This window comes from Hafnia paralvei, from assembly GCF_020150375.1.
Classification (GTDB): domain Bacteria; phylum Pseudomonadota; class Gammaproteobacteria; order Enterobacterales; family Enterobacteriaceae; genus Hafnia; species Hafnia paralvei.
Genome location: NZ_CP083737.1, coordinates 1,248,414 through 1,264,454, shown reverse-complemented (window position 1 = coordinate 1,264,454; position 16,041 = coordinate 1,248,414). Strand labels below are relative to the sequence as shown.

The following is a 16,041-nucleotide window of genomic DNA, read 5'->3' as shown; positions in this document are numbered from 1 at the left end:
AGTTCACAGGATATCTGTCAGCCCCCTACGCATAAATGCGATGTACCACCAAGCGCGATCCGGTTGGTGGGAAGGTTAGCCCCGCACGAGAGTGATAACGGGCGTGAATGGGCAGCACTGGCAGAGCTGAATGGGATAAGCGCGAAATGTCAGTTACAGGTCGTTTAGCAAAGCGGCCTGTGCCGGACAAAATGGAGGCTTTTATGAATTCCAGACAAAGACGACGAGCATGGAGACATGAGCGCCGACAGAATGAACGGATGATTGCAGCAGCTACTGGCAGCAACAACTACCGAACTTCATTGCCTGCCTCGCTATACGCAGCAGGACACCGTAAGAGCGAAAGTGTGACAGCGAGGTAGTCTCCTACCCCGCAGATTCAATTAAGGAAGGGATTCCATAACGTGGCAGAGCTCTCTCCCGCCGAACTCTGCAAGCCAGCCACAGGAGGCACAATGGTAAGGCATGTCCCCAAAGTCACTCCCGACTTGTTTAAAACAGTTGGGACAATAAACCGCCCTCACATACCCACCAGAGGGTTCTTTTCGAAAGGCCGCAGTGTGGTGAAAGACAAACTCATCCTTTGCCCTGTTAGCCGCTACTTCCTTAGAAAGCTCTGCAATCTTTATATTTGCCTCGGCCAATTCTTTCTCGGTCGCAGCATGGGCTTTTTGAAGTACGTCCATTTGCTCGTAAATGAAGGCGAGACGCTCCCGAAGGACAGCGTTACTTTGCACAGCCGAAACGGAATCGATAGCGCTTTGAATCGACGTGATAACCAATCCAAAATCCATGAATAATTCATCCTAAAACGTTGGGGTGGATAAATTATATTCGAATTCCTTACGTTGGGGAACGAAGGAACCACTGCCGCCTGAGGTGGTTAAGACAGTACAGGCACTCATTATTGGCGCAGATAAACGGGCGCCAGAAGATTCGCGGGAAGAGCATCCCCTTAATTTAGAGAGGTAGGTATGGAGAATGAACGTGATGAACTGGTCAAGAAGTTAGCTGGCCAGTTCTTAGAAGATTTAACGGCTATTTCAGCGAACCAACAACGGTTTCAATCTCTTTTAGACTCTTATCGAAAGAGTCAACAACAGAAGCCGGAGCGCCTTTTACAGAGAGTTCATACCATTCGCGTAGAATTCCTTTTGTCTCACGAGTGATCTCGCTAGGCAGGCATGCAAAGGTAGCAGTGAGCGCATGCTTCAAAGCCTTATTGTTAACTTCAAGCTCATCAACTCTTGCGCTTAATTCCTTTATCAGTAAATCGACTGTAACGGCTGACATCTTTTAATTCCTTTAATTGACTGTGGAATAACCAACGTATCAGCTTTCCTTGACTGTGGAAAGCAGGGAACCACCTCGCCTGATGTGGATAAAAGCAGGCAACAAACAATCACAGGTCGCTAAGGCGGCCTTTTTTATACCCAGAATGGAGATAGATATGACAACTGTACGTTTAACGAATGCTATTCGTGATGAAATTGCTAAAAAAGCATTAGAAAAATCAGGCATTGAAGAAGAGCTAAAGCAGCATGCAAAAGATGTTCAGCAGTTCTCCTTTGATGTAAGAACTTACCTGTTAGGTGGGGAGAAGGTAGTTCAAGAAATCGAATCTCAGCTAAAAAAAATCAGAACTAACATAGCTGCGATAAACAAACACAACATTTGCGAAATTTATTTGTCTTCCTGCGATAACTGGTCGTTCAGAGTCTCATTTGGTGGAATGCAAACACGTCTCAATTTTGGTCAGGACGAAAAAGGCGATCCCATTTACATGGTTACCCCATCCACAGATAAAGCTCTATTAGCAGGCGATCATGAGCTGAGTAAGCGGTTCATGGAGTTGGAAAACAAAGGTACACAGCTAAACAGCAAGAAAGAGGAAATTAAAAACAACGTTTATGCAGCACTGAAATCGGTTACCTCAGTAAAACGTCTTCTTGAGGTGTGGCCTGAAGCAAAAGAGCTACTTCCTAAAACAGAGGATATTGTTCGAGCAACACTTCCATCGGTAAAGGTTGAAGACCTGAACCAGATGATTGGCCTACCAACTGAAACTCAATCAGCAGCGTAATGACGAGTAATGCACCTAGCAGGTATTCACTGAGTATCTGCTGTGAGCAATCCCGCTCATAACTGGAGAATGACTGCTCTGGTTAGCTGACACGTTTTGCCCCTCTCGTTAGGGGCTTTTTTATACCCGCTTCATCGCAAAGCGTAGGCGTTTTGCAATGAAACCAACAAAGGAGATCGCCAGTGAGCGAGGAAAAAACGAAATTGCATTAGTCACTCTGCCGAGCGTACCGGCTGAGCTCGAAGCTGCTTTTATCAATGACGAATTCATTGAAGGGTTAATTAAAGACATCCGTGAAAAAGCATCTTCTGTAGTTGGTGACCTGAATACAGTCAAGGGACGCCGTGCATACATCAGCATGTCGGCGAATGTCCGTAGCACTAAGACAGCTATTGACGAGGCTGGCAAGAAGTTAGTTGCAGAGATGAAGAAGCGCCCTGCTCTGGTCGATGCCAGCCGTAAAAAGGTTAGGGATTCACTGGACGAACTGGCGGTTGAGATTCGCAAGCCAGTGACTGACTGGGAGGCTGAGCAGAAAGAAAAAGAGTTCAACGCTATGTGGGATGAGGCGTTAGAGCTGGACGCCAAAATTACAGCAGAACGAGCTGCGGCTTTGGCGGCGAAGATTGAAGCCGATCATGAAATGGCTTTACTCATGAACGAGAAGATTGACCGCGAACGAGAAGAAGCACGACAGAAAGCCGAGCAAGCCAAACGCGAACATGAAGAACGTATTAAGCGTGAGGCAGAAGAGAAAGCGCGGCACGAAGCAGAAGAAGCGGCAAAGCGTGAAATCGAAGCGGCAGCAGCCAGAGAGCGAGAAGCGACATTGGCAAAAGAACGCGCCGAACGTGAAGCCAAAGAGCTGGCAGAGAAAGCGGAGCGCGACCGCATTGAAGCAGAACAGCGAGCTGAGCGCGAGAAGCAGGAAGCCTTAGCAAAAGCAGAACGTGAACGCATCGCCACCGAGGAAAGGGCCAAGCGTGAAAAGGAAGAAGCTATTCAGCGTGAACGCGCAGCGGCAGAGTCCAGAGAACAAGCTCGATTAGCCGAAGAAAAGCGCATCAAGGATGAAGAAGCTCGCCGAGCAGCTGATGAAAATCATCGCAAAGTTATTGGTACTGCCGTTGTTAATGGCTTGATAGCTCACGCTGGGTTATCTCGTGAAGATGCTATCGCTGCATTTGTCGCACTGAAAGAAAACTTAATCCCGCACGTAACCATCAACTACTAATCAAATTCAAAGCAATTACAGGAGCTACCCATGATGAATTATGCCATCGCGGGCGGCGCTCTCATGGGCGCTTCTCAGCTATCAGACTCTCAGTTAGACCGAAACGTATCCAAATTACGTGCCGGTTTCAAAAAAGCATTCCGCTGGTTTATCGACACCATCACGCAAAAAGGAGACCCAAATGATTATTAAGCCAAATCAAGATGGAACAGTCACCGTAAGCCAAGCGTGGTGGCGCACAGGGGTGAAGCACTCCCGTCAGTTCACTAGCTCACAGGATGGCATCAAGAAGGCTTACGCATGGGCTCACGAAGCATCTATGGGCTGGGCTGATGAGCAGGATGAAGAGTTTAAGCAAGTTATAGGGAGACATGCAGCATGAACAAAGAGCAGTTAGAGGACGATTTATTTATCGCAAAAATGTTCAGCGAGCTAGAGCAACAGATGAATGAGTCTCAAGCGGAGACTGAGCTTAGATGGCACGGAAGCACACACGAAAGCCCACGAATAACACTGGGCGAATTTGCTGGTGACTTTAATTAGGAGGCGATTATGTCTAAAGAATTCTACTCAAAGTTAGCCGATATTCAGAAAAACCTAAACGCCCCTAAAAACCAATACAACAGCTTTGGAAAATATAACTATCGAAGCTGTGAAGATATTTTAGAGGGAGTTAAGCCACTATTAGGCGACCTATTTCTATCTATAACAGATGAAGTCGTAATGATTGGTGATCGCTTCTATGTTAAGGCTACCGCGACGATAACTGATGGCGAATCATCACACTCATCAACAGCGATGGCGCGTGAAGAATTAACCAAAAAAGGAATGGATTCCGCGCAGGTTACTGGTGCTACTAGCTCATACGCCAGAAAGTATTGTCTTAATGGCCTGTTTGGTATCGACGACTCAAAGGATGCAGATACCGATGAGCACAAGAATCAATCTGACGCAAAGAGCGCATATCAAAATAAAGAGTCAAATAAAAAACAGCCAGCCGAGCAAAAGAAAAAGCCATCTCCTGACTATCTGTTATCACACTTCACTGAGGCCGCAAGAGACATGACTTTGCCTGAATTATCGAAGGCATATGACTGGTCATTTAATGAGTTGGCAAACAGTCCAGATCACCAGTCTAAATTGACTGACGTATATACCATCAGAAAAGAAGAACTTGAGGCAGCCTAATGCATTGTGTAACCGCACGATTAAATAAATCAGCACGTGAATTCCAAGCCGGTGAGAGTATCGGCTTTAACATTCGTTTAGGTCAGCAATACTACGACCGGAAGAAAAAAACACGAGAATGGACGAACTATAGCGCCGTTCTCTTTGCTCGAGACAATCAGGTCGAATATTACCGTTCAGCTTTGGTCGAGGGCGCATTGGTAACAGTGTCCTCATCCAGCCTCAAGGTTGACATATACGATGGTCAAAATGGTCAACTCATTACATTGGAAATGGTTGATGCAAAGCTTGAGTATGCACATGGACAAGATAATCAGGGGAAGCCGCTTCAAAACTCAGGGAGTGCCTCGAATCGGCAAAGCAACGAACGACCCACAGACTTTGACTCAGACATTCCCTTCTAACAGGTAACCACCATGACGCCGCAGCATATCCTGCGCGTCCTCAGCCAGCACCCCGACAATAACATCACCGAATTCCACAGAGCACTTAACTCAGTGGGCGGCGTTTTTACTGGCGGCGGTGCCACTGGCGGGGTGACGCTGAACTCTAAAGAGCCATATTACAAATGGCGCAATCCTGAAAAGAACGAGTACATAAGTTTCAACAACCTCCTCGCAATCAGAGAATATCTAACAGCGGAACCGTGGGGAGATATGAAGATAGGCGGTACGGTTTACCGGCTAAGAGATGATATCGATGTAGATGCTGTTATCGAGAAAATCACACCAAAGCGACCACCACCTAAGCCCATCGTTATTCACATGCCAAAAGCTGGACAGCGCTATATCGGCAAGCGCGGCATTGAGTACACCATCATTTCAGCCTCAGACCGCAGCATCGTTTATAGCTTCAACGGCAAAACTCATCAGTCACTCGAACCTACCAAATTCATGTACGGCATGGAGCTGATATCCGATGCCGCATAGGAGATACTCTTGAAAAATCGCAAAGCAAAAATGCTTCTACTCCACGCCCATAAAAATTGCTACCCGAGTCAATGGTTGAACATTAGCAATCGCCGGATGGTTCTCTTTTCGCGTGGCGGAGTAACTAAGGAAGGCCATCAATTCAAAAATAGCGCGGCGCAGAACCGCTGGATGAATCATGTGAGGTATCTGTGATGAACAACCTACCAATACAAACCTACGAATCAGTAGTTCAGCAGCGTGACGCTCTAGCCGCTGAGAATAAGGCTTTGATAGAGCAAGCTGAAGAGGTATACGCGGCGGGATATAACCATGGGCACCTTAATACAGTCGATGGCATTGCGTACTCAGCAGGGACTAAAGACGAGTTCTATCAGCTTGCCATAGAACTGATGAATGAGGCAGAAACCACAGAAACTGACGCTTTCCTTGCTGATGTACGGGCTCAGGGAGTGGATGCTGCAATCAAGCATCTGCATAAGATATTCGACGGAACGGACTATATTTGCGAGCCGTTGAGATCTCTGGTGTGGTTGGCTCAGGCGCTTCGCAAGGGGATTAATGATGCACAGTAACAGCAAAGAGCGCGTCCTCAAATTCAACGATGAAATGCTTGCAGCGTTATTAGCAGGAAAAAAGACACAAACCCGCCGTCCAATCGATGGGTTCGATGTTTTCGAATTAGTTAATGATGGCGCTGGTGCGGGAATGTGGCGCGTACATGGGCCAAGTTTGCAAGATGTGAACGAGCTTAATGAAAGCGACGAAGTAATCGGAACAACGCCAGCTGGCACGTATGAAAAATCGTTAGTACGTCCAAAGTTTATTGATTACTACTGCCCTTACACGCTAGGCGGCCATTTTATTAATGCCTGCAATAAAGACGGTGAGCCAATTTGCGGAATTTACGTAAATGTACGCGTAGAGCGATTAAACGATATCAGTGAAGAGGATGCGAAGGCCGAAGGCGCACCGACTGAATGCTGCGTCATTGGGGGTAAGCACTTTCTCGGTTTCCGCAGTCTGTGGAAATCAATCTACGGAGAGGAAAGCTGGAAGGCCAATCCATGGGTTTGGGTAATCGAATTTAAGCGTGTGCAGGAGCATAGCAATGACTAAGTTAACAACTGAAGTGCTAAAAGAAATTATCGGTTCATATCCAGAAGACTCGGATGAAATAGAGTGTGTCATGGCTCGACAGCTTCTGGCATACGAACAAGCCGCTGAGCATCCGGCAGCGCGGATCACATGGGACGGGTCTGAGTTCAGCGTGAGTAATGTAAGCGAAGATTTTTTATACGGTGGCACTGCTGTCTATCTGGCACCGGTATTACCTAAACAGCCCGTAAAGCCAGTGATGTTCATTGACGGCGATATCTCATCAGATGATGCGGAAAAACTAGCAGCAGTAATTCGTGAATTTGGCAACGAGCCAGCACCCGCACAACCTGTAATACCAGAACAAACCGAGCGGGAACGGATTCGACGTGAACATGCTGAGTGGTCTGACGCTACGTTCGGCAACGTTGGTCCAGTTGGCCCACTTAAACATCTCTCAAAAGAAGCGCTTGAAGCTGCTGCCGACCCAGACGATCTGCTTGAGTGGGCTGATATGCAATTCCTGTTATGGGATGCACAGAGACGCATGGGTATTCCTGACGACTTTATCACCATAGCGATGATTGAAAAGCTGGAGATAAACAAGAAGCGTCAGTGGCCTGAACCAAAAGATGGCGAACCGAGATTACATATCAACACGCAATCAGCACAACCTGTAATTGAGCCTAAGCCACTCGGATATTTTTCATATGGGTCTGAGTGTGGCTTTGATTGGCACAAAACAGAAAAAGAAGCGATTGAATCAGCTGAAGCTGCAATTGACGACTATCGCGGTGATGCGTGCGACGGATGGTCTGAGGAAACAGATAGCGTCTGTTGGGGTGTCATTTTGCAACAGGCAACAAAGGTCGATGAGCGCCCGCGAACTGATGATGATAAATGCGATCCGGCGATTGATACGGTCTGTGATTACGCGCTGATACCTGAACTGGTTGGCAACTCTCCGGTAATTCCGGAAGGTTGGATGATGGTTCCGATTGAGCCGACAGCAGAAATGGCGCAAGCCGCAAGAGATTGCCATGAGGGTGAGAGCTTCCTGCCTTACTCAATATACCGCGCCATGCTTGCCGCAGCCCCAGCACAGGAGAGCGAATAACATGGCTAAGGCAACTTATCTAAAAGACCTGCTAAAAGCATATACAGCAGAGCAAAGCGCTCGATGGGTTAGAGCTAACTCCCCATACAAAAATATGAACAAAGCCCGATGGCTTGAAATTATGAATGCTTATAACCGAAAGGTGCTCAGAAAGCAGCGCCGCTCAGTTGGGAAATCAAATAAGTATGGCGTTCGACTAACAGCATCATCAATGGCTTTGGCACTTCGTGAAATGAATATGTTGGCTGCGGTGCGTCGTTCTGTCCGCGCTAGCAGGGAGCAGAAATAGATGCTGATAGCCGGTTATATCCTTCTAGTCAGCGCCTGCGGATTAGATGCTTGCGATGCCCTCCCCGTTACACCTGAAGTCATGCCAAAAGAAACCTGTGAACAATGGATAAAGCTGATTCACGAGAAGCGGCCTAACCACGTTCTAATGTGATTACCAGTTAACAAAGATTAATAGTCGCTAACCAGCGGCTTTTTTATTGCCGGAGGATGCATGCGACACATCATTAAAGGCCATCCAGAGCGTACAGAAAGAGCGGATATGAAAGCTGCTCTAAATCTCCATCAGGAAAAGTACGGCGACTATGGGACAACCAAGAAAGGCGTCACATACACAATCAAAGTTAGCGAAGAGAAATTCTTCATCGAGATTATTAACCGTAAAAAATCATATGTGGCTACATCGATGATGCGGCCTAGAGATTTATCCAAAGTGTGGGGGAATGCAGCGTGAAAAAATACAAGCTGATTTATGCAGATCCGCCATGGACATACAGAGACAAGGCAGCCGATGGCGAGCGTGGAGCATCATTCAAATATCCCACAATGAGCATATTGGATATATGCCGCTTGCCTGTATGGGACTTAGCTGATGAATCTTGCCTGCTGGCAATGTGGTGGGTTCCAACGATGCCAGTCGAAGCATTGAAGGTGGTCGATGCTTGGGGATTTAGATTGATGACTATGAAGGGATTCACATGGCACAAAACAAATCGACGCAAAGGGAACAGTGCGATCGGCATGGGCCACATGACAAGAGCTAATAGCGAAGATTGTTTGTTTGCGGTTCGTGGCCGATTGCCAGAAAGAATGAACGCAGCAATATGCCAGCATCAAACTTTCCACCGCGCTGAACATAGCGCCAAGCCCCCAGAGTTTCGCGATCTGCTTGTCAGCTTACTAGGCGACGCGCCTCGCATTGAGCTATTTGCGCGTCAACAAGCTGATGGTTGGTATTCGTGGGGTAATGAGGTCGGTTGCAACATCGAGTTTCAGCAAGGAGTGAAAGCGGCATGACATGACAGCAGAACAAGACAACGCGATAAGAAATGTGGCGCGGCGATGCAACGAAGCAATGAAATCTGCAATAAAGTCCGCGCCAAAAAAAAACCAACATCGACACAATCACCCGCCCCATTCTTCTCAGCTACTACGAAAAAATTGAGCCTATGGGAATTTCATTCCTTAGGTTCCTTTGGGTTATTGGCGTTTTGAATGGGCAGTTTGAGGATAAATGATGGAGAAATTCAGTCTAAACCGCCACGAGGCCGCCGCCTTCATTGGGATAGATAAAGACACGCTAACCCAGTGGTGCCGGTCTGGGCGCATTGCTTACACGAAGAAAAACCCTACGAAACCAAATTCCCCCTACATGTTCACTCGCACTGCATGCATTGCAGCGCTAAACAATCCGATCCAAACTGTGCCGGTGAGCGCGGTTGGTGCGACAGGAGAATCATTATGTCACTCTTCCGCCGAGGTGAAATATGGTACGGCAGCTACTCGACGCCAAGCGGCAAGCGAATTAAGGAATCACTTGGCACGAAGGACAAGCGCCAAGCGCAGGAGTTGCACGATAGAAGGAAGGCAGAGCTCTGGAGGATAGAGCGGTTAGGCGACTTTCCTGATGTGACCTTTGATGAGGCTTGCCTCAGATGGATAGAAGAGAAAGCCGATAAAAAGTCTCTTGATGATGACAAAAGCCGGATGGGATTCTGGCTAATGCATTTTGATGGGGTCAGGTTAAAAGATATTACAGAGGCCAAAATATATACGGCGATAAGCAAGATGACCAACCGGAGATATATGGCAAACTGGCTGGCTCAATCCACTGCGCTGGAAAAAAGAGGGAAAGAAGTTCCAGCGTTTTGTGATAAGCAGGTGTCTACATCAACAAAGGCCAAGCACCTTGCCTTGATGAAGTCTTTGCTTAGAGCGGCTGAGCGCGATTGGAAGTGGATAGAAAAAGCTCCAATTATAAAAGTACCGCAGGTTAGAAATAAGCGCGTACGCTGGCTGGAACCAGCTGAGGCGCAACGGCTAGTTAATGAATGCCCGGAGCCGTTAAAGTCTACGGTAATTTTTGCTCTCGCTACTGGCTTACGCCGATCCAATATTATCAACTTGGAATGGCAACAGATAGATATGCAAAGAAAGGTAGCTTGGATAAATCCTGAAGATAGCAAGTCTGGCAAGGCCATTGGTATAGCCTTAAATAATACTGCATGTAAGGTACTACGGAATCAACTTGGACAGCACCAGAAATGGGTATTTGTTCACACCGAAGCCAAAAAGCGATCAGATGGGACATTAACGCCAGCAGTGAGGAAAATGAGGGTTGATTCCAACTCTGCTTGGCGACTAGCACTTAAGCGGGCTGGGATAGAGAATTTTCGTTTTCACGACCTACGCCATACGTGGGCAAGTTGGCTGGTTCAGTCTGGAGTGCCGCTATCTATATTACAGGAGATGGGTGGTTGGGAGAGTATAGAAATGGTGAGACGCTATGCCCATCTAGCCCCGAACCATTTAACCGAGCACGCGAAGCAAATAGACGTCATTTTTAGCGATGATGTCCCAAATATGTCCCAGTTGGAAAATTTGGAGGTGATAGGATTTGATAAGTGATTGATTTTAATGGTACGCCCTACAGGATTCGAACCTGTGACCTACGGCTTAGAAGGCCGTTGCTCTATCCAACTGAGCTAAGGGCGCATTGGGACGGTGTAGCAGAGGCTAACTGTCAGGCAGTGCAGCGGATTTGGATTATACGGTCAGTCTGCTTTGAGTCAATGCCTTTTGTCCGTTTGATCATCCACTTGGTTATTTTATGGTTATTCTTTGCCTGACAGCACGCTTTGCATCTGACACAATAGCAGCCCTCCCCCGCTTAAATAATATTGATGGACCTCGTCACTGATGGCAGCAAAGATTATTGATGGTAAAACGATTGCGCAGCAGGTTAGAAGCGAAATGGCTGTGCGTGTACAACAACGTTTAGCAGAGGGGAAACGTGCCCCTGGGCTGGCAGTGATCTTGGTAGGTGATAATCCTGCCTCGCAGATTTACGTCGGTAGCAAGCGCCGCGCCTGTGAAGAAGTGGGTATTGTATCGAAATCTTACGACCTCCCTATCTCCACCAGCGAAGAGCAGCTGTTAAGCTTAATTGATGACCTTAACGCCGATAACACCATCGACGGCATTCTGGTTCAGCTTCCTCTGCCTGCAGGTATCGACAACGTTAAGGTATTAGAGCGTATCAGCCCCGATAAAGACGTCGACGGTTTTCATCCGTACAACGTGGGCCGTCTGTGCCAGCGTTCACCGAAACTTCGACCTTGCACTCCGCGTGGCATTATCACCATGCTGGAACGTTGCGAAATCAATACATACGGCCTGAACGCCGTAGTCGTTGGCGCGTCTAACATTGTCGGCCGTCCTATGGGACTTGAGCTCTTGCTCGCAGGCTGTACCACCACAATTACCCATCGCTTTACCAAAGATCTGCAAAAGCATGTCGAAAATGCCGATCTGGTCGTCGTTGCCGTAGGTAAACCCGGCTTTATTCCCGGAGCATGGATCAAACCGGGTGCCGTCGTGATCGATGTTGGCATCAACCGTCTAGAAAGCGGAAAAGTGGTCGGTGACGTCGAATTTGATGTTGCAGTGGAACGTGCTAGCTGGATCACCCCTGTTCCCGGCGGCGTCGGTCCAATGACCGTTGCCACGCTCATCCAGAACACTCTGCAAGCCTGCGAAGAATTTCACGATATTTAATCGTTAGACTCTGAGTAAATTAAGCCAGTCACTGACTGGCTTTTTTGCTTTTAAAGCCGATGCGCAACCCTAAGTGACACCGAGGAGATAATTCTTAGTTTAGTTAGCGCGCCTTGAGAATCTCATATTCATGTCTACAGTTAACTATTACGTATCTGCGATTAGGGCACTGCACTCTCGGTTCTAATCGTCAGTGTTAATCCACAATCATCATGTCGTTCAACTAAATATCTCGGAGAAATAGACACTCGTCTTCGTCAACATGATCATCACCCGCAAGGAGCCATCATGCCATACCAGACAATCAATCCTTACACAGACAAACTCATCAAAGAATATCCCCAGCACGACGACAACTATGTCGAATCCGCATTAGCAACCGCACATCAACTCTATAAATCAGACTGGGCGCAAGGTGATATCTCTCAGCGTCTCGCCGTATTAACTCAGCTAGCTGAGCTTTTCACCCAACATGAGGAAGAGCTCGCAAAAACCATCAGCCAAGAGATGGGCAAACTGATCGAACAGAGTCGAGGCGAAGTGAAGATTTGTGCTGCTATTGCTAAGTACTACGCCGATAACGCCAAAGCATTACTTAAACCGGTTAAATACCCTTCAAAACTGGGCGATGCATGGGTTGAAAACCATCCTATCGGCATCATCATGGCCGTTGAGCCTTGGAACTTCCCTTTCTACCAACTAATGCGCGTATTAGCACCAAACATGGCCGTGGGCAACAGCGTGATGGTTAAACATGCCAGCATCGTTCCACACTGCGCAGAAACCTTTGAACGCATGGTGTCTCAAGCCGGTGCGCCAAAAGGTGCCTATACGAACCTGTTTATCTCACAAGATCAGGTTGCAAAAATCATCGACGATGACCGTGTCAGCGGCGTTGCGCTAACGGGTTCTGAACAAGCCGGTAGCGTTGTAGCCGCTCAGGCAGCTAAAAACCTGAAAAAATCAACGATGGAGCTCGGCGGTAATGACGTCTTTGTGGTTCTAGACGACTGCGATCTCGATAAAGCAATAAAAGTGGGCGCACAGGCTCGGTTACAAAATGCCGGACAGGTCTGTACCGCGGCCAAACGCTTTATCGTGCACGAGAAAGTAGCCGACAAATTTATGACTGGCTTTACCCAAGCGTTGGAATCAGTAAAAACCGGCGATCCGCTAGATCCGCAAACAACGCTGGGGCCGTTATCGTCCAAAGGTGCATTGCAGAATTTAGTCAAACAGGTCGATAAAGCAGTGAAGAATGGGGCGAAAGTCAAACTGGGAGGGAAAGCGCTGGATCACGCAGGTTACTTCTATGCACCCACTATTTTGACCGACATCAAACGTGAAAACCCCGCCTATTTCGAAGAGTTCTTTGGCCCTGTCGCCATGATATTTGTGGTGAAAAACGATGATGAAGCGGTGAAACTTGCCAATGATTCACACTATGGTCTGGGTGGTGCGATTTTCACCGGTGACATTGAACGCGGCAAGAAAATGGCTTCACGCATTGAAACCGGTATGGTGTTTATCAATACCCTCAGCGGCACCGCACCAGAGCTCCCTTTCGGTGGCGTTAAACGCTCCGGTTACGGCCATGAACTCGCCGATCTCGGCATCAAAGAGTTTGTGAACCAGAAACTGGTGGTTGTGGCTTAGTTGTGGCTTAAATGAATATAGCCTGTGCCTTTTGGATCTGACACCAAAAGGCATCACTCTGTGCGGGTGTTTCTATGCACCCGCAAATAGCATATTAGCTGTGCGCTGCTAAGAGCAAGCTGGCATAATAGCGTATTGCCTACCGTATATTGATAGTCATTTAGCATGGACTATAAGGTTACGGCATCCCGAACGAATCACTCGCAAGAATAAAGAGATAACACCATGGAAATTTTCCACCTGGAAAACCATCCGCACGTAGAGCTGTGCGACCTGCTGAAACTGCAAGGCTGGAACGACAGTGGCGCATCAGCCAAAAATGCAATTGCTGACGGCTATGTGAAAGTTGATGGGAAGATCGAAACCCGCAAACGCTGCAAAATCATCGATGGACAGACCGTAGCCTATAACGGTCAAAGTGTGCAGGTAAAAGCGTAATTGCTTACACAAGATACGAAAAAGCCGGCTTATCAGCCGGCTTTATTATTTCTAAACAGAATGCGTTATTTACGGCGCCACGTCGTGCCCTGTGGACCGTCTTCCAACACGATACCCAACGCATTCAACTGATCACGTGCGGAGTCAGCCATTGCCCAATCTTTAGCGGCCCGCGCATCGTTACGCTGTTTAATCAGCGCTTCGATCTGTGCAACTTCGCTATCATCAGCCTGAGCGCCGCCTTGCAGGAAAACTTCAGGATCTTGTTCCAACAAACCTAAGATTTTCGCCAATTTACGCAATTCAGCCGCCAGCGCATTGGCCTGAGCCATGTCTTCTGATTTTAGGCGATTCACTTCGCGTGCCAAATCAAACAGCGCCGAATAAGCTTCTGGCGTGTTGAAATCATCGTCCATCGCTTCACGGAAGCGAGCTTCAAACACGTCCCCACCCGCAGGTTCAGCCTGAGGATCGGTACCACGCAGCGCAGTATACAGACGCTCCAGCGCCGAACGTGCCTGCTTGAGGTTCTCTTCGCTGTAGTTCAATTGACTACGATAGTGACCAGACATCAGGAAATAACGTACCGTTTCAGCATCGTAGTGCTCTAACACATCGCGGATAGTGAAGAAGTTACCCAGCGATTTAGACATCTTTTCGCGGTCGATCATCACCATACCGGAGTGCATCCAGTAGTTCACATACGGGCCATCGTGAGCACAGCTCGACTGAGCAATTTCATTCTCATGATGTGGGAACATCAGGTCTGAACCGCCGCCGTGAATGTCAAAATGCGCGCCTAACTGCTTGCAGTTCATCGCAGAACACTCAATGTGCCAACCTGGGCGGCCAGGACCCCATGGAGATTCCCAGCTAGGTTCACCCGGCTTAGACATTTTCCACAGCACGAAATCCATCGGATTCCGTTTTACATCAGCAACCTCTACACGGGCTCCCGCTTGCAACTGCTCCAAATCCTGACGAGAAAGCAACCCGTAATCAGGATCGGTATCAACGGCAAACATCACGTCACCGTTGCTGGCGACGTATGCATGACCACGCGTAATCAGTTGTTCAACGATCTCAATAATCTCTGGGATATGGTGCGTCGCTCGTGGCTCAAGATCTGGACGCGCAATATTCAGAGAATCGAAATCTTTATGCATCTCTGCCAACATGCGTTCAGTCAGCTGATCGCAAGTCTCACCGTTTTCCAGCGCACGCTTGATGATCTTGTCATCCACGTCGGTCACGTTGCGCACATATTTAAGGTTGTAGCCTAAATAACGCAGATAACGCGCAACCACGTCAAAAGAAACAAAGGTACGCCCGTGACCAATGTGACACAAATCGTAAATGGTTACCCCACACACATACATACCGACTTCACCGGCGTGAATAGGTTTGAATTCCTCTTTCTGACGACTGAGTGTGTTAAAAATCTTTAGCATCGGGGTATCCGTGAGGTTTGACATAAAATATAGGTGTATTGAACCGCGAAGAAAGGCCGTTTGCAAGAATAACCCCTGTTTTCACCTGTTTGGTTGGCGATTTCTTGTGTTCTCTCTGGTTTTGGCTTTTCAGGGAATTTTGCAGGCTGGGGGCATTTTCCGTTATCGTAGTGACGTACCGCAAAGAAAGGCGAGCGGCTAACTGCGACAAAAGGATGTCAGCCCGCGGCGCATCGGCTACAATCGCTTTCTTTCGTCCTAAACATCAAAAAAACAGGATTATTGTTATGGTTACTTTCCACACCAACCACGGTGACATCGTCATCAAAACTTTTGACGACAAAGCACCGGCTACCGTTGCCAACTTCCTGGAATATTGCCGTGAAGGTTTCTACGACAACACTATTTTCCACCGTGTTATCAATAGTTTCATGATTCAGGGCGGCGGCTTTGAACCTGGCATGAAACAGAAAGAAACTAAAGCTCCGATCAAAAACGAAGCCAATAACGGTCTGAAAAACACACGTGGCACACTGGCGATGGCTCGTACCAACGATCCACATTCAGCCACAGCACAGTTCTTCATCAACGTGGTTGATAACGACTTCCTGAACTTCCGTTCAGAACGCCCAGACGGCTGGGGCTATGCCGTTTTCGCTGAAGTGGTTGAAGGCTTGGACGTTGTAGACAAAATCAAAGCGGTTTCTACTGGCCGTAGCGGCATGCACCAAGATGTTCCACGTGAAGACGTGATCATCAAAAGCGTCACTGTTAGCGAGTAA

22 protein-coding genes and 1 tRNA gene are annotated in these 16,041 nt (G+C 47.8%); 19 read left to right on the top strand and 4 right to left on the bottom strand.

Features of this window, described 5'->3' with window-relative positions; all coding sequences use genetic code 11:
- Positions 1 to 383 precede the first annotated feature (383 nt).
- Together K9N75_RS05800 and K9N75_RS05795 are read right to left on the bottom strand one after the other, a co-directional pair.
- Entirely contained in the window at positions 384 to 794 is a 411-nt protein-coding gene (locus K9N75_RS05800; protein WP_224452320.1) for a hypothetical protein, read from the bottom strand.
- Positions 795 to 1,038: 244 nt separating this feature from the next.
- Positions 1,039 to 1,293, bottom strand: a complete 255-nt coding sequence (locus K9N75_RS05795) for a hypothetical protein (RefSeq protein ID WP_224452319.1) — start codon at positions 1,291 to 1,293, stop codon at positions 1,039 to 1,041.
- A 157-nt stretch (positions 1,294 to 1,450) separates the two neighbouring features.
- Here K9N75_RS05795 and K9N75_RS05790 point away from each other — a divergent pair, with 157 nt between their 5' ends.
- The 15 genes from K9N75_RS05790 (at position 1,451) to K9N75_RS05720 (ending at position 10,565) form a co-directional block, all read left to right on the top strand.
- Positions 1,451 to 2,083 carry an Nmad5 family putative nucleotide modification protein gene (locus tag K9N75_RS05790; protein ID WP_224452318.1) on the top strand — a complete coding sequence of 211 codons (633 nt, stop codon included), beginning with the start codon at positions 1,451 to 1,453 and terminating at the stop codon, positions 2,081 to 2,083.
- A gap of 157 nt (positions 2,084 to 2,240) precedes the next feature.
- On the top strand, positions 2,241 to 3,317 hold the full coding sequence (locus tag K9N75_RS05785) for a coiled-coil domain-containing protein (RefSeq protein WP_224452317.1): 1,077 nt from the start codon (positions 2,241 to 2,243) through the stop codon (positions 3,315 to 3,317).
- 30 nt (positions 3,318 to 3,347) lie between these two features.
- Entirely contained in the window at positions 3,348 to 3,509 is a 162-nt protein-coding gene (locus K9N75_RS05780; protein WP_224452316.1) for a protease FtsH-inhibitory lysogeny factor CIII, read from the top strand.
- Positions 3,499 to 3,699: a DUF5444 family protein gene (locus tag K9N75_RS05775; protein WP_224452315.1), complete on the top strand. Its 201-nt coding sequence runs from the start codon at positions 3,499 to 3,501 to the stop codon at positions 3,697 to 3,699. Before K9N75_RS05780 ends, K9N75_RS05775 begins: the two co-directional genes overlap by 11 nt.
- Entirely contained in the window at positions 3,696 to 3,860 is a 165-nt protein-coding gene (locus K9N75_RS05770; RefSeq protein ID WP_186277587.1) for a hypothetical protein, read from the top strand. The genes K9N75_RS05775 and K9N75_RS05770 overlap by 4 nt, the downstream gene beginning before the upstream one ends.
- A 9-nt stretch (positions 3,861 to 3,869) precedes the next feature.
- Entirely contained in the window at positions 3,870 to 4,505 is a 636-nt protein-coding gene (locus tag K9N75_RS05765; protein ID WP_224452314.1) for an ERF family protein, read from the top strand.
- Complete coding sequence (locus K9N75_RS05760) at positions 4,505 to 4,909, top strand: hypothetical protein (RefSeq protein WP_130961715.1); 405 nt, start codon at positions 4,505 to 4,507, stop codon at positions 4,907 to 4,909. Before K9N75_RS05765 ends, K9N75_RS05760 begins: the two co-directional genes overlap by 1 nt.
- A gap of 12 nt (positions 4,910 to 4,921) precedes the next feature.
- Positions 4,922 to 5,434 carry a hypothetical protein gene (locus tag K9N75_RS05755; RefSeq protein ID WP_224452313.1) on the top strand — a complete coding sequence of 171 codons (513 nt, stop codon included), beginning with the start codon at positions 4,922 to 4,924 and terminating at the stop codon, positions 5,432 to 5,434.
- 194 nt (positions 5,435 to 5,628) lie between these two features.
- Complete coding sequence (locus K9N75_RS05750) at positions 5,629 to 6,009, top strand: hypothetical protein (RefSeq protein ID WP_224451835.1); 381 nt, start codon at positions 5,629 to 5,631, stop codon at positions 6,007 to 6,009.
- Positions 5,996 to 6,553: an ASCH domain-containing protein gene (locus K9N75_RS05745; RefSeq protein WP_224451836.1), complete on the top strand. Its 558-nt coding sequence runs from the start codon at positions 5,996 to 5,998 to the stop codon at positions 6,551 to 6,553. The genes K9N75_RS05750 and K9N75_RS05745 overlap by 14 nt, the downstream gene beginning before the upstream one ends.
- Positions 6,546 to 7,649: a DUF550 domain-containing protein gene (locus K9N75_RS22815; RefSeq protein ID WP_445991591.1), complete on the top strand. Its 1,104-nt coding sequence runs from the start codon at positions 6,546 to 6,548 to the stop codon at positions 7,647 to 7,649. The genes K9N75_RS05745 and K9N75_RS22815 overlap by 8 nt, the downstream gene beginning before the upstream one ends.
- 1 nt (position 7,650) lies before the next feature.
- The gene (locus tag K9N75_RS05735; RefSeq protein WP_224452312.1) at positions 7,651 to 7,938 is read left to right on the top strand and encodes a hypothetical protein; all 288 of its coding nucleotides are present in this window, start codon (positions 7,651 to 7,653) and stop codon (positions 7,936 to 7,938) included.
- A gap of 213 nt (positions 7,939 to 8,151) precedes the next feature.
- Positions 8,152 to 8,391, top strand: a complete 240-nt coding sequence (locus K9N75_RS05730; protein WP_224452311.1) for a DUF4060 family protein — start codon at positions 8,152 to 8,154, stop codon at positions 8,389 to 8,391.
- Positions 8,388 to 8,954 carry an MT-A70 family methyltransferase gene (locus K9N75_RS05725; protein ID WP_224452310.1) on the top strand — a complete coding sequence of 189 codons (567 nt, stop codon included), beginning with the start codon at positions 8,388 to 8,390 and terminating at the stop codon, positions 8,952 to 8,954. Before K9N75_RS05730 ends, K9N75_RS05725 begins: the two co-directional genes overlap by 4 nt.
- Positions 8,955 to 9,398: 444 nt before the next feature.
- Positions 9,399 to 10,565: a tyrosine-type recombinase/integrase gene (locus K9N75_RS05720; protein WP_199372170.1), complete on the top strand. Its 1,167-nt coding sequence runs from the start codon at positions 9,399 to 9,401 to the stop codon at positions 10,563 to 10,565.
- Between the two features lie 10 nt (positions 10,566 to 10,575).
- Here the strand turns inward: K9N75_RS05720 and K9N75_RS05715 are convergent.
- Positions 10,576 to 10,652, bottom strand: a tRNA-Arg gene (locus K9N75_RS05715).
- Between the two features lie 204 nt (positions 10,653 to 10,856).
- Here K9N75_RS05715 and folD point away from each other — a divergent pair.
- From folD to ybcJ, 3 genes are all read left to right on the top strand, one after another.
- Positions 10,857 to 11,714: a bifunctional methylenetetrahydrofolate dehydrogenase/methenyltetrahydrofolate cyclohydrolase FolD gene (folD, locus tag K9N75_RS05710; protein WP_008812683.1), complete on the top strand. Its 858-nt coding sequence runs from the start codon at positions 10,857 to 10,859 to the stop codon at positions 11,712 to 11,714.
- A 288-nt stretch (positions 11,715 to 12,002) separates the two neighbouring features.
- The gene (locus K9N75_RS05705; protein ID WP_224452309.1) at positions 12,003 to 13,370 is read left to right on the top strand and encodes an NAD-dependent succinate-semialdehyde dehydrogenase; all 1,368 of its coding nucleotides are present in this window, start codon (positions 12,003 to 12,005) and stop codon (positions 13,368 to 13,370) included.
- A 225-nt stretch (positions 13,371 to 13,595) separates the two neighbouring features.
- Positions 13,596 to 13,808, top strand: coding sequence for a ribosome-associated protein YbcJ (gene ybcJ / locus K9N75_RS05700; RefSeq protein WP_130975243.1), 213 nt, complete (start codon positions 13,596 to 13,598; stop codon positions 13,806 to 13,808).
- A 65-nt stretch (positions 13,809 to 13,873) separates the two neighbouring features.
- Here the strand turns inward: ybcJ and cysS are convergent, their stop codons facing one another.
- Entirely contained in the window at positions 13,874 to 15,259 is a 1,386-nt protein-coding gene (gene cysS, locus K9N75_RS05695) for a cysteine--tRNA ligase (RefSeq protein WP_064574698.1), read from the bottom strand.
- Between the two features lie 287 nt (positions 15,260 to 15,546).
- Here cysS and ppiB point away from each other — a divergent pair, with 287 nt between their 5' ends.
- Positions 15,547 to 16,041 carry a peptidylprolyl isomerase B gene (ppiB, locus tag K9N75_RS05690; RefSeq protein ID WP_004847094.1) on the top strand — a complete coding sequence of 165 codons (495 nt, stop codon included), beginning with the start codon at positions 15,547 to 15,549 and terminating at the stop codon, positions 16,039 to 16,041.

Coding starts and splice junctions, on each gene's coding strand:
- K9N75_RS05800 (WP_224452320.1), bottom strand. CDS start 794: ATGGATTTTGGATTGGTTATCACGTCGATTCAAAGCGCTATCGATTCC.
- K9N75_RS05795 (WP_224452319.1), bottom strand. CDS start 1,293: ATGTCAGCCGTTACAGTCGATTTACTGATAAAGGAATTAAGCGCAAGA.
- K9N75_RS05790 (WP_224452318.1), top strand. CDS start 1,451: ATGACAACTGTACGTTTAACGAATGCTATTCGTGATGAAATTGCTAAA.
- K9N75_RS05785 (WP_224452317.1), top strand. CDS start 2,241: ATGAAACCAACAAAGGAGATCGCCAGTGAGCGAGGAAAAAACGAAATT.
- K9N75_RS05780 (WP_224452316.1), top strand. CDS start 3,348: ATGATGAATTATGCCATCGCGGGCGGCGCTCTCATGGGCGCTTCTCAG.
- K9N75_RS05775 (WP_224452315.1), top strand. CDS start 3,499: ATGATTATTAAGCCAAATCAAGATGGAACAGTCACCGTAAGCCAAGCG.
- K9N75_RS05770 (WP_186277587.1), top strand. CDS start 3,696: ATGAACAAAGAGCAGTTAGAGGACGATTTATTTATCGCAAAAATGTTC.
- K9N75_RS05765 (WP_224452314.1), top strand. CDS start 3,870: ATGTCTAAAGAATTCTACTCAAAGTTAGCCGATATTCAGAAAAACCTA.
- K9N75_RS05760 (WP_130961715.1), top strand. CDS start 4,505: ATGCATTGTGTAACCGCACGATTAAATAAATCAGCACGTGAATTCCAA.
- K9N75_RS05755 (WP_224452313.1), top strand. CDS start 4,922: ATGACGCCGCAGCATATCCTGCGCGTCCTCAGCCAGCACCCCGACAAT.
- K9N75_RS05750 (WP_224451835.1), top strand. CDS start 5,629: ATGAACAACCTACCAATACAAACCTACGAATCAGTAGTTCAGCAGCGT.
- K9N75_RS05745 (WP_224451836.1), top strand. CDS start 5,996: ATGATGCACAGTAACAGCAAAGAGCGCGTCCTCAAATTCAACGATGAA.
- K9N75_RS22815 (WP_445991591.1), top strand. CDS start 6,546: ATGACTAAGTTAACAACTGAAGTGCTAAAAGAAATTATCGGTTCATAT.
- K9N75_RS05735 (WP_224452312.1), top strand. CDS start 7,651: ATGGCTAAGGCAACTTATCTAAAAGACCTGCTAAAAGCATATACAGCA.
- K9N75_RS05730 (WP_224452311.1), top strand. CDS start 8,152: ATGCGACACATCATTAAAGGCCATCCAGAGCGTACAGAAAGAGCGGAT.
- K9N75_RS05720 (WP_199372170.1), top strand. CDS start 9,399: ATGTCACTCTTCCGCCGAGGTGAAATATGGTACGGCAGCTACTCGACG.
- folD (WP_008812683.1), top strand. CDS start 10,857: ATGGCAGCAAAGATTATTGATGGTAAAACGATTGCGCAGCAGGTTAGA.
- K9N75_RS05705 (WP_224452309.1), top strand. CDS start 12,003: ATGCCATACCAGACAATCAATCCTTACACAGACAAACTCATCAAAGAA.
- ybcJ (WP_130975243.1), top strand. CDS start 13,596: ATGGAAATTTTCCACCTGGAAAACCATCCGCACGTAGAGCTGTGCGAC.
- cysS (WP_064574698.1), bottom strand. CDS start 15,259: ATGCTAAAGATTTTTAACACACTCAGTCGTCAGAAAGAGGAATTCAAA.
- ppiB (WP_004847094.1), top strand. CDS start 15,547: ATGGTTACTTTCCACACCAACCACGGTGACATCGTCATCAAAACTTTT.